The organism is Hungatella sp., from assembly GCF_046966825.1.
In genome coordinates this window covers 1-11,788 of the sequence record NZ_JBKVCZ010000176.1, presented here as the reverse complement: position 1 = coordinate 11,788, position 11,788 = coordinate 1, and the positions used below count along the sequence as shown (strand labels likewise).

At 50.8% G+C, this 11,788-nt stretch carries 9 protein-coding genes and 1 pseudogene; 4 read left to right on the top strand and 6 right to left on the bottom strand.

Features of this window, described 5'->3' with window-relative positions:
* A partial coding sequence (locus tag ACLTD4_RS30470) for a family 1 glycosylhydrolase (RefSeq protein WP_412331806.1) occupies nucleotides 1-179 on the top strand: 179 nt, incomplete at its 5' end.
* A gap of 29 nt (nucleotides 180-208) precedes the next feature.
* Here the strand turns inward: ACLTD4_RS30470 and ACLTD4_RS30465 are convergent.
* From ACLTD4_RS30465 to ACLTD4_RS30445, 5 genes and pseudogenes are all read right to left on the bottom strand, one after another.
* Complete coding sequence (locus ACLTD4_RS30465; protein WP_117621306.1) at nucleotides 209-736, bottom strand: Fic family protein; 528 nt, start codon at nucleotides 734-736, stop codon at nucleotides 209-211.
* Between the two features lie 159 nt (nucleotides 737-895).
* Nucleotides 896-1,850 (bottom strand): annotated as a pseudogene (locus ACLTD4_RS30460) (ABC transporter permease).
* The gene (locus ACLTD4_RS30455) at nucleotides 1,847-2,992 is read right to left on the bottom strand and encodes an ABC transporter permease (protein WP_412331805.1); all 1,146 of its coding nucleotides are present in this window, start codon (nucleotides 2,990-2,992) and stop codon (nucleotides 1,847-1,849) included. Before ACLTD4_RS30455 ends, ACLTD4_RS30460 begins: the two are co-directional and overlap by 4 nt.
* Entirely contained in the window at nucleotides 2,989-4,527 is a 1,539-nt protein-coding gene (locus tag ACLTD4_RS30450; protein ID WP_117621305.1) for an ABC transporter ATP-binding protein, read from the bottom strand. Before ACLTD4_RS30450 ends, ACLTD4_RS30455 begins: the two co-directional genes overlap by 4 nt.
* 100 nt (nucleotides 4,528-4,627) lie before the next feature.
* On the bottom strand, nucleotides 4,628-5,812 hold the full coding sequence (locus ACLTD4_RS30445) for a BMP family lipoprotein (protein WP_055653936.1): 1,185 nt from the start codon (nucleotides 5,810-5,812) through the stop codon (nucleotides 4,628-4,630).
* 178 nt (nucleotides 5,813-5,990) lie between these two features.
* On the opposite strand from ACLTD4_RS30445, the gene ACLTD4_RS30440 reads away from it, so the two are divergent.
* Nucleotides 5,991-7,334, top strand: a complete 1,344-nt coding sequence (locus tag ACLTD4_RS30440) for an MATE family efflux transporter (protein WP_055653934.1) — start codon at nucleotides 5,991-5,993, stop codon at nucleotides 7,332-7,334.
* On the opposite strand, the gene ACLTD4_RS30435 is transcribed toward ACLTD4_RS30440, so the two are convergent.
* Nucleotides 7,312-8,694, bottom strand: a complete 1,383-nt coding sequence (locus ACLTD4_RS30435) for a B12-binding domain-containing radical SAM protein (protein WP_117621304.1) — start codon at nucleotides 8,692-8,694, stop codon at nucleotides 7,312-7,314. The two genes, ACLTD4_RS30440 and ACLTD4_RS30435, sit on opposite strands and share 23 nt — an antisense overlap.
* 79 nt (nucleotides 8,695-8,773) lie before the next feature.
* Here ACLTD4_RS30435 and ACLTD4_RS30430 point away from each other — a divergent pair, with 79 nt between their 5' ends.
* Together ACLTD4_RS30430 and ppdK are read left to right on the top strand one after the other, a co-directional pair.
* Entirely contained in the window at nucleotides 8,774-9,454 is a 681-nt protein-coding gene (locus ACLTD4_RS30430) for a hypothetical protein (RefSeq protein ID WP_117621303.1), read from the top strand.
* Nucleotides 9,455-9,733: 279 nt separating this feature from the next.
* Nucleotides 9,734-11,788: pyruvate, phosphate dikinase (ppdK, locus tag ACLTD4_RS30425; RefSeq protein WP_412331804.1), on the top strand; the 2,055-nt coding region annotated here is incomplete at its 3' end.

Genomic DNA, 11,788 nt, shown 5'->3' with positions numbered 1-11,788 from the left:
GCTATACCTCCTGGGGCTGTATCGACCTGGTGAGCGCCTCCACGGCCGAGATGAAAAAACGGTACGGCTATATCTACGTGGACCGGAATGATGACGGCACCGGAAGCCTGAAGCGGTACCGCAAGAAGTCGTTCTGGTGGTATCGGGACGTGATCGCAGGCAACGGTGCCAGTTTATAGATCATAGAATGGTGAATGGGTCTGCTTTATCAGAGGGGCTGTGAATCGAACTTCTTCCCCTCGTCCAGTATACACTCGGCAATCAGGCGGGAGAATGGCTCCATGTCGTACTCTTTTCTGGAAATGGTGAGCGCCTGCTGATACGCTTCCCGGCGTTCGGTACCGATGGTGATGGGGCGGTAGCCCTCGGAAACCAGTATCCGGTTCATGAGAAGAAATGCGGTCTCTTCATTGGCGCTGGTAAAGGGCTGAATATCGATCAGCCGTTTGCCGGCCATAGCCGTCAGCTCAATGGGATGGAGCGAGGATTTCGACGAACGGATCTGGTCGGCTAAATGGCCGGTCAGCCTCGGGACGTCCTCCGGATGCGGCGGCTGGTATCCATGATCATCTATGGCCGGCATACCGGTACGGTAGGAATCCGCTGGTGTCGTGCCGCCGCCTGTCAGTACTGTTCTGTGAAACTCTTTTATGGTGTCTTCCGTAATGGTTATATCCTGATGGCGGCTGGTTTTCAATTGATCCGCCTGCTGTAAAAGTTCCTTTAATGGTGTCATGATAAATTCCTCCTTCGTGTATTATACCACAGAGAAAGAAAAGGGTGCAACGGGGGGCACAATGATTCCTGTATGGACAAAGGAAGAAGTCCTCCCAGCCACGGCTGCGTCTGAAAGCGCCATGGCTGGGAGGACTTCTTTGATTTCTGTATCATCTTTTTATCTCTGTCCCTTGTCGTAAGGCACGCCCTCCGCCTTCGGAGCCTGGGAGTTCTTCGAGGTGAATACCAGCACGATCAATGTGATGATATACGGCACCATCTTGTAAAAATAGCTGGGTATTCCGAGGCTGCTTAAGAACGGAATTCCGGAGTAGGCGGCGGCCACTGCCTTCATCAGTCCGAAGAACAGGGAGGCCAGCATGATTTTCACCGGTTTCCACTGGCCGAAGATCAGGACGGCCAAAGCCAGGAAGCCGTATCCGGCGACATCGGCGTTAAAGTTGGTGGAGGTCGGAACGACGAATACCAGTCCGCCTAAGCCTCCGAGAGCTCCTGAGATCAGGACGCCCGCGTACTGCATATGGTAGACGTTGATGCCCGCCGCGTCGGCCGCCTGGGGATGCCTCGCCGCAGGAGCGCAGGCGCAGTCCAAACCGCGTCTTGTAGAGCACGACAGTGGAGAGCACGAAGATTGCGATTCCGATGTAGGTGGTAATGTAGGCGTTCTGGAACAGCAGCGGTCCGATAAACGGTATCTTGCCGAGTATGGGAACCGAGGTGATCCGGAAGGTATTGGTAAACTGTACCTGCTGTACGCCCTGAATGACGCGGGCCACGAAGATGGCAAACGCGGGGGCGAACATGTTTAAGGCGGTACCGCTGATAACCTGGTTCGCCTTCATATTGATGGAGGCGTATCCATGGAACAGGGAGAAGAACATGCCCGTCGCCATGGAGATTAAGACTGCCAGAATCAGCTGCATCTGGCCGCTCATGGTGCCTCCCGTGAAATGGATAAACAGGATCCCGGTAAATGCGCCCATGGTCATGATTCCTTCCAGCGCGATATTGATAATACCGCTCCGTTCCGAGAACATGGCGCCCAGAGCCACGATCATAAGAGGAATCATGAAATACATGGTCTGCTGAAAGATAAAATAAATTACACTCATGCGTCTCCTCCCCCTTTCGTCTGTGCCTCTTCTTTTTCATGGCGCGCCTTCTGCACCTTTCCGATCAGCATCTTTACCATGAGGGCAAAGGCGCTGAAGTAGATGATAACCGCAACAATGATATCGATGATTTCCGTTGAAAATTCAAACAGCTGCAGATAAAATCCGCCCGCTGTTAAGTAAGCGATAAAGATGCCGGAGAACAGCACCCCGATCGGATTGCTTAAGCCCAGCAGGGCGACGGAGATACCGGTAAAGCCTTCGGAAGCCAGAACATCCTTGATCTCGATGTGCTTTCCGGTTCCGGCCAGATAGAGGAGGCCGCCGGCCAGTCCGGCGATGGCGCCTGCAATCATCATGGACATGATGATGCTTTTCTTCTCATTGATGCCGGCGTACTTGCTGGCATCGCGGTTGAAGCCAACCGCCTTCAGCTCATAACCGAAGGTGGTCTTGTTTAACAGCAGATAAATCAGGATAACGACGATAATGGCGATGATGATGCCTCCGTTGACGCTGGAGCCGGGGGAAATCTTATCCAGTCCCATCTTCGGGATATTTGCGGTAGCCGCCACGTTTCTCGATTCATTTCTCAGATTGTTAAACAGGGGCTTGCTGCTCTTTACGATCCAGTTGACGAGATACATGCCGATGTAATTCATCATGATGGAGGCGATAACCTCATTGACGTTATAGTATGCCTTTAAGAGGCCGGGAACGAGGCCCCACACGGCGCCCATGACGACGCTGGCCAGCAGCGCAACAAACCAGTGCGCCGGTCCCAGGGAGGTCCACAGGATCCCTACGTAGACGGCTCCGAAGCCGCCCATGATGAACTGTCCCGGTGTCCCGATGTTGAAGAGTCCCGTCTTAAAGGCGAAACCAACAGAGAGACCGGTTAAAATGATGGGTGTTGCATAGTAGAATACCTGTCCGATGCCCTTTGCCCCGTGAGTAAATGCACCCGTCAGGATGGTTGCAAACCCGGGAAGTGCCTGGGCCGGATTACAGAGAAACAGGATGATCAGGCCGACGATCAGTCCCAGCACGATGGCAAAGACGGAAGACAGGATGCCATCATAGGAAAGTCCCGCTCTCTTACGCTCGGCGGAAAGTAAGTCCCGTGGTTGTTTCTGTTTCATGATTTGCCACCTTCTTTCTTCGAACCGGCCATGTAAAGACCTAATTCCTGTACCGTAACCTTCTTGGGATCTAAATCAGCCACAATGGAGCCCTCGAACATGACGAGAATCCGGTCGCTTAAGTTCATGACCTCGTCCAGCTCCAGCGATACCAGCAGTATCGCGGCTCCCGCGTCACGCTGCTTGATTAATTCCCTGTGGATATATTCAATGGCGCCCACGTCGAGACCTCTCGTAGGCTGTACTGCCAGCAGGATGTCGTGATCTCTGGAAACCTCCCGGGCCACGATCGCCTTCTGCTGGTTGCCGCCGGACATGCTTCTGGCGCTGGTATAAGCCCCCTCACTGCTTCGGATGTCGTAATCCTCAATCAGCTTATCCGAATAGTCGTAGATGCTGTCATTCTTTAAGAAGGAATACTTCTGGAAGTCCTTCTCAAAGTACTGCTGGAGCACCAGATTGTAGCCCAGATTATAGTCCAGCACCAGTCCGTGTTTGTGGCGGTCCTCCGGGATATGGGAGAGACCGTGGGTGTTTTTATAGCGGATGCTCTTTTTCGTCACATCCTCGCCGTTTAACAGGACGGATCCCTCACTCATCTCGGCCAGACCGGTGATGGCGTGGATCAGCTCTGTCTGGCCGTTTCCGTCGATACCGGCGACACAGACGATCTCACCCTTCCGGACCTGGAAGGTGACATTGCTTACGAGATTCTTCGTGTGGCCCTCTTTGGTGGCCTTGACGGACAGATTTTTTACCTCCAGCACCACGTCCCTGGGATTGGCGGGGCCTTTTTCCACGGTCAGATTCACCTTGCGGCCTACCATCATCTCGGACATTTCCTCCGGTGTGGTGTCCTTTACCTCTACGGTTCCAATATATTTTCCACGGCGCAGGACCGTACACCGGTCGGCAACCGCCTTGATTTCGTTAAGCTTATGCGTGATAAAGAGGATGGATTTCCCCTCCTTCACCAGATCCCTCATGATCTGCATCAGTTCGTCGATTTCCTGAGGCGTTAAGACGGCCGTGGGCTCATCGAAGATCATGATCTCATTGTCGCGGTAAAGCATCTTCAGAATCTCGACTCTCTGCTGCATGCCAACCGTGATGTCGGAGATGAGTGCGTCGGGATCGATGGTGAGCTGGTATTTCTCACTCAAATCCATGATTTTTTTCCGTGCGTCGTCCATTTTCAAAAAGCCGTGTTTCGTGGTCTCCATGCCGAGGACGATATTCTGGAGAACCGTAAAATTATGTACCAGTTTGAAATGCTGATGTACCATGCCGATGCCCAGCGCGTTAGCATCCAGCGGCCCGGTAATCTTTTCTTCTTTTCCTCTGACTTTAATGACGCCCGCTTCCGGCTGATAGAGGCCGAACAGCACGCTCATGAGCGTCGATTTCCCTGCGCCGTTTTCGCCGAGAAGGGCGTGAATCTCACCCTTTTTCAGCTGCAGAGTGATGTTGTCGTTGGCGATGATGCCGGGAAATTCCTTCGTAATATTCAGCATCTCGATAATATAATCATCCATGAGAACCCCCTTGCAGTGCAAAAAAGGAGATGCCGTAAGATACCCGTCTTCAGTTGTGACTGGGGAATCAAACGACATCTCCTTTCTTATGTAGACTCGATTATTCTACGAAGTTGATAGTTGCCTTTTCAAGCTTTAAGTCCTTAGTCGGATCGTTGTTGTCTTCAGACGGCTGTACGAGAGTGATCTTGCCATCCTTTAACTGGGCATAGACAGCGTCGTAATCTGCCTGTGTGAATTTCGTAAACTTGGAGGTCTCCATCGGAAGACCGATGCCGTCGTTCTTCGCGGAGAAGATACTGGTCTTGCCGCCCGGGAAGCTGCCTGCATAGAAATCTCTTACGCCGTCGTAAACAGATACGGAAAGCTGTTTCATGGCGGAAGTGACTACAGTATCGGATTCGTAACTCTGGTCAACGTCAACGCCGATTACCTTGGCGCTCTTTTCTTCTGCCGCCGCCATAACGGAGTTTCCAACTGCGCCGCCGCATCCGAAGATGACTTCCGTGCCGTTCTGATACCAGGATGCAGCCATGGACTGCGCTTCCGGTGTCGCGGCAAATGCGCCTGTGTAGTTGTACATAATCTCAATGCCGTCCACGCCCATCTCCTTGGCCGCGTAGTCAGCGCCTTCTGCAAAGCCGTAGCCGTAACGGATTACGGCCGGAACTGCCATACCGCCTAAGAATCCCAGTTTGGTATAGCCGTCTTTTACTGCCGCATAGCCTGCGAGGAAACCAGGCTCATCTTCCTGGAACAGAATCGGCATTACATTGGCCTCGGTTCTGTATTCCGAGTAGTCGCCGCTGTGAGGCTCGCCATCCAGAAGAATGAAATGTACGTCCTTGTACTGGTCCTGAGCCAGATAAACAGGCTCTTCAAATAAGAATCCAGGGCATACGACCAGTTTTGCACCGCCTTCAATTGCCAGACCGATGGTCTCTAAGTAAGAGTCCGTTGTTCCTTCCTGAGGCTGGTAGTACTTGTAGGAAATACCGTTTTCTTCCGCGTATTTCTTCATGCCTTCCCATGCACCCTGGTTGAAGGATTTGTCGTCGATAGTACCGAGGTCGGTAACAAGAGCCAGTTCATAACCATCGGAAGTTTCCGATTTCACTGCGGTACCGGCTGTCGTCTCGGCCTCTGTCGCTTTGGCTTCCGCGGCAGTCGTCGTCTCAGCGGGAGCGGCTGTCGTGCTGCCCGAACCGGAATTCGAAGAACCGCATGCGCTTAAGGATGCAGCCATCATGACCGCCAGTGTTACTGCTAATGCTCTCTTTTTCATAATACGTAATTCCTCCTATCGTTTGAAAGATTGTTATTAGAGCTAATTCTACTTTACCATATTTTGGTGGCAGAAACAATGTAAAGTAGGGCAATTTTACAGAATTATTATAAAGCAGCTTGTTATTTAAAGAAAAAATGGTAAACTGATAAAGGATTTCAACAGAAGGAGGAATATTGTGCAGAAACTAAATCTCTTGGAAGAGCCGGTACAAAAGCTGTTTATCAAGTATCTGATGCCGTCCATCAGTGCTACGCTGGTTACTTCTATTTATATTTTGGCTGATACGCTGATGATCGGCCGGGGAGTGGGGCCTGTGGGAATCGCGGCCCTGAACCTGCTGCTTCCCTTATTCAGCCTGTTTTTTGGAACGGGCATGCTCTTCGGCGTCGGAGGAGGCGTTCTCCTCTCGATCTCGAAGGGACGCCGGGACGAGCAGGCGGCAAGGGAGTATTTTACGGTGGCTCTCTGGCTGGCCGTGGCCTTTGCGGTCTTCTACATTGCAGGCGGGCACCTGCTTTTTAAGCCTGTGACGGAATTTCTGGGCAGAAATGATACTATGGGAAATTATGTCGACGAGTACGGCCGCGTTCTGGTTACGGGCGCTCCGGTCTTCCTGTTCTCAGCCTTTTTACAGGCATTTGTCAGGAACGACAGGGCGCCGAAGGTATCCATGGCGGCGGTTGTGTCCGGCGGTGTGACCAATGTGGTACTGGATTATATATTTATATTTCCAATGAAAATGGGGATGGCCGGGGCGGCGATCGCCTCGGTGATCGGTTCCCTCCTGACGGTTGGAATCCTGCTGACCCATCTTTTCTCGCCGGACAACACGCTGAAGGTGGTAGCCCGCCCTGAATGGAAGAAGGCGTGGGAGGTCGTGGTCAACGGATTTGCCAGCTTCCTGCTGGAGATGTGCAACGGCGTGGTGACATTTTTATTCAACCGCCAGCTTCTGGTCTACGTGGGCGATTTGGGTGTGGTTGTGTACGGAATTATCTCCAACAGCGCGCTGATCGTGGCGTCCATCAGCAACGGCATCTCCCAGGCCGTACAGCCGATACTCGCCACCAATTACGGTGCGGGCAGAAAGTCCAGATTAAAAGAGACGCGCCATATGGGAGAGATGGCGGTGACCATATCGGGTATTCTGTTTACGGGAATCGGCCTTCTTCTGCCAGCCCTGGTGACCGCGGCCTTCGTGAAGCCGACGGCGGAGATCCTGGCCATGTCGGTCCCGGCCGTGCGGATCTATTTCCTGTCATTCTTCGCCATGGGCTTTAATATTCTTTACGGCACCTATTTCCAGTCCGTGATGAAGCCGGGATACTCCCTGTTCATCTGCATGATGAGAGGGATGGTGATAAACGGAATTCTCGTGTTCCTTCTGCCGGTCGCTTTCGGCGTTACCGGAATCTGGTCCGTCATGCCTGTAACGGAATTTGTAACGCTGATCATCTGCCGGTTTCTGCTGGCAGGCCAGAATAAAAAACTGCCGTCTACCGGCGTGTCCGGGGCTTAAAGCTGTCTGTAAAGAGCAGCTTCAGAAAAATATTCTTATAGTCTTCTAATCGCAGAAAGCTGTATATTCCGGCTTTCTGCGCAATTCGGAACAAATCCATAACGAGAAGATAGTATTCAAAATAAAAATGAAAGCGGCTCATGCATTCCGGTTTGACTACCAGATGCATGAAGTCCCATTTTTCACAGTTATCCGTGGTCAGTCTGTCCCTGTATTCGTTAAACAGCGCCGTGCCCGGTATGGGCGTGAAAATGGAGACTCCCGTATAGGTGATCCGGTGTGCATGGATAAAACGCCGCATGTTACGGAAATCCTCTTTCTTGAAACGGCTGTCGATGATGAAGAGCCCCACCAGATGAATGCTGTATTTTTGAAGCATCCGGATGGTCTTAATGTTGAGAGACTGGGAGGAATGCTTCTGATAGGAGTCCAGAAAGCTGTCGGAAACCGCCTCCAGGCCGACCATGATGTAACGGAAGCCGGCCTCCGCCAGTTCACGGATCAAGTCTTCATGAACGGCGATAAAATCCGAGCGTCCGTAGCAGATAAAGGTCTTCTTGATATTCCGCTCCCGGAGCAGCCGCATAAATTCTTTCAGCCTCGGAACATCGTACAGGAAGTCGTCATCGGCGATCTGGATATTGCCGCAGGGGATGGTCTCCAGCTCCTCGATGATCTTTTCCAAGTCCCGCTGGCAGTAGGTGCCGCAGTTGAGCTCCCGGCCATAGCAGAAGGCACAGTGGTAGGGACAGGAAGATGAGGTCTTTAAAAGGACTACAGGGGAGACGTCTAAGTAGCGGTAGTGGTCCTGATAGGTGGAGAAGGCACTTCGGTCGGGGATTGGGAGTTTGTTTAAATCAAACGGTTTCATGGGATTTTTGTGCCAGCCCCCATTCTCCGGATAACAAAGTCCGTCAATCACAGACAGCTCCGGCGGACAAAAACCATTTTCCGGCGGAATGAGCCCCTCCGCCTTCAGTGCCTCCGCAACCGCATAGATATTGTCGGAACGGCATATGTAGGACACGGCGGGATCGAAGAAACGCTCCGGGTTCAGCTGGGCATGGGAGCCGCCGATGATGGTGACGCAGCCGGGGCGCAGCGCCTTCGCACGCCGGGCGTAGGAGAGCATTAATTTTTCCTGCGTGATATAGCCGGTGACGGCCACCGCGTCGGGGGTGTATTCATTAAAAATTTCATCAAAGCTGCGCCTGTCGAAGGAGGCTTCATAGATCATGCTTTCCACATTATATTCCTTCAGCATGGCCTTTATATACTCCAGTTCCAGCGGCTCCGTCTTAAGAGCCATATCCAGGCTGAAGCCGTTGTCTGCGGCCTCCGGTTTTACCAGCAGTATCATACCATCCCTCCTTCCAATTGCGCTGTCCTCTGATCAAATTATATGGTAGAATAGGGAAAAAGGCAAGAAAGGAACTCCGATGGAATACATCTATATTCTTCTGCTCTACCTCCCCTCCGGCTTCGGCCGCCTGACACAGCGGGCGACGGGCTACCAGTACACTCATGCGGCGGTGTCGCTGGACGATACGTACACCCATTTTTATGCATTTTCCAGGCTCCGGGCAAAGACGCCTCCCATCTCCGGATATATTGAGGAGAAGAGGATTTATTATACGCTGGGGGAGGATGTGCCCATTTACACGAAGATTTTCCGGGTGCCAGTCACCAAAGAGGGATACCGGAACGCCATCCAATACATGGAAGACGTGAAAAATGATCCCGAGATCATGTACAATTTAATCCATATGCTTCTGATCCCGGTCTTCGGAGGTCATCCGCTCTATAAGGCGTTTCACTGCGGCGAGTTTGTCGCGAAGGTTCTGGAGGCGGCGGGAATCAAACTCCACCAGCCTTATTACCGTTATACGCCAAAGCTGTTTTCCGAACTGCTGGAGCCGTATTTCTTATACGAGGGAACTCTGGATAATTCCAGCCGCGACGGAATGGAGGACGACTTTTTCCGGGAAACGCCGAAAAAGGAATACCTTGCAAAAACGCTGTATATTATAAAAGAACTGCTTTTCCGCCAGGTCTTTCACCGCGCCTCCAGACCCTTCCGTCCTGAAAAGGTGCGTTTTCGTGTCACGGACAAAGTGTGAGATTATATAAGAGGAAGAAATGGGATATCTGATAATAGCAGGGACATGTCAGATAATGGAAAATCGTATATACGAACAAAAATCGCATATCGGAAAATGACAGAATTTGAAAGTACTTTCATAAAATTGTACTGAAAAAAGAGCGAATTTTTGCCGGTAAATCAAGAAAACCTCTTTACTAGAAATTGAATTATGATATAATATTGACAGGTCTTTTGCGCGTTTTTTTTATTCCGGCGCGAAAGCGAACCGATAACTTTATTTGAGGAGGAAATACTTATGGCAACAAAATGGGTTTATTTGTTCAAAGAAGGCAGTGCCGACATGAAGAACCTGTTAGGCGGTAAGGGAGCTAACTTAGCGGAGATGACTAATTTAGGTCTTCCGATTCCACAGGGCTTTACTGTAACGACAGAAGCTTGTACAGACTATTATACCAGCGGCAAGAAGATTACTGATGAGATTCAGGGACAGATTTTTGACGCTCTGAAGACATTAGAGGAAATTCAGGGTAAAAAATTCGGTGATACCGAAGATCCGTTATTAGTATCTGTACGTTCCGGCGCAAGAGCATCCATGCCTGGTATGATGGATACAATCTTAAACCTGGGACTTAACGACGTTGCAGTGGAAGGCTTTGCCAAGAAGACAGGCAACCCAAGATTTGCATACGATTCTTACAGAAGATTTATCCAGATGTTCTCCGACGTTGTTATGGAGATGAGCAAGACTTTCTTCGAAGGCATCCTTGATGAAGTAAAGGAAGCTAAGGGCGCTAAGTACGATACAGACTTAACTGCCGATGATTTAAAGGAAGTTATCGCAAAATACAAATCCATCTACAAAGAGAAAATGGGCGAAGAGTTCCCGCAGGATCCGAAGGTTCAGTTAATGGAAGCTGTTAAGGCTGTTTTCCGTTCCTGGGACAACCCTCGTGCGATCGTTTACAGACGTATGAACGATATTCCTGGCGACTGGGGCACCGCTGTCAACGTACAGGCCATGGTATTCGGAAACATGGGCAATACCTCCGGTACAGGCGTTGCATTTACACGTAACCCATCTACTGGTGAGAACGGCATCTACGGCGAGTATTTAATCAATGCTCAGGGCGAGGACGTTGTTGCTGGTATCCGTACACCACAGCCGATCACAAAGCTGGAGCAGGATTTACCGGAATGCTACAAAGAATTCATGGCAATCGCTCATAAGCTGGAAGACCATTACCGCGATATGCAGGATATGGAATTCACGATCCAGGAAGGCAAATTATACTTCTTACAGACACGTAACGGCAAGAGAACTGCTCCGGCAGCCATCAAGATTGCCTGCGATTTAGTAGACGAAGGAAAGATCACACCACAGGAAGCAGTTTTAAGAATCGAAGCAAAATCCCTCGATCAGTTACTGCATCCGACATTCGATACCGCTGCATTAAAGGCAGGCGAAGTAATCGGTTCCGCTCTTCCGGCATCTCCTGGTGCTGCAGCTGGTAAGGTTTACTTCACAGCTGAGGACGCAAAGGCTCATCATGAGGCAGGCGAGAGAGTTGTTCTCGTTCGTCTTGAGACCTCCCCTGAGGATATCGAAGGAATGCACGCAGCAGAAGGTATCTTAACCGTTCGCGGCGGCATGACCTCTCACGCAGCAGTTGTTGCACGTGGTATGGGTACCGCTTGTGTATCCGGCTGCGGCGAGATCAAGATTGATGAAGCAGCTAAGTACTTCGAACTTGGCGGACATACCATCAAAGAAGGCGATTACATCTCCTTAGACGGTTCCACAGGTAAGATTTACCTTGGCGATATCGCTACAGTAGAAGCTACCGTAAGCGGTGACTTCGGCAGAATCATGGGATGGGCTGATGAGTTCAGAACACTCCATGTAAGAACAAACGCGGATACTCCTGCTGATACATTAAACGCAGTGAAGTTAGGCGCAGAAGGTATCGGCCTCTGCCGTACCGAGCATATGTTCTTCGAAGAAGACAGAATCCCGAAGATCAGAAAGATGATCCTTTCCGATACGGTTGAAGCAAGAGAAGAAGCATTAAATGAACTGATTCCGTTCCAGAAGGGCGACTTCAAGGCGATGTACAAGGCTCTGGAAGGCAGACCAATGACAGTTCGTTACTTAGATCCGCCGTTACATGAGTTCCTTCCGACAAAGGAAGAGGACATCGAAGCTTTAGCTGCTGATATGGGAATCACTGTAGAAGCAATTAAAGAGAAATGTGCTGACTTACATGAATTCAACCCAATGATGGGCCACAGAGGCTGCCGTCTGGCAGTTACTTATCCTGAGATTGCCAAGATGCAGACAAGAGCCGTTATG